Here is a 237-nt window from a genome sequence, read left to right as displayed (position 1 = left end):
GTTGCAGGATTTCCAGCCACATCAGAAACATTATAAGTAATAATATAAGTACCTGCTACATTAGAATTAACAGTATCACCACCAATAACAATGTTTGCAGAAATGTCACCATCTTTATTATCAGAAGCCGTAGCGCCTAATTCAGAATAAGTATCACCAACATTAATATCGATAGACGCTGCTCCCGTAAGAGTAATAACAGGTGCCGTTGTATCAGGAATCACATTCACTGTTCTA

General features: G+C 37.1%; 1 protein-coding gene. It reads right to left on the bottom strand.

Annotated elements, in window-relative coordinates:
- Positions 1-237, bottom strand: a 237-nt coding sequence (locus ACH5TX_RS00965; RefSeq protein ID WP_439337685.1) for an immunoglobulin-like domain-containing protein, incomplete at both ends; no start/stop codon positions are given.

The organism is Thalassobellus citreus (assembly GCF_044385915.1).
GTDB classification, from domain to species: Bacteria; Bacteroidota; Bacteroidia; order Flavobacteriales; family Flavobacteriaceae; genus Thalassobellus; species Thalassobellus citreus.
This window is presented reverse-complemented; position numbering and strand designations above follow the sequence as displayed.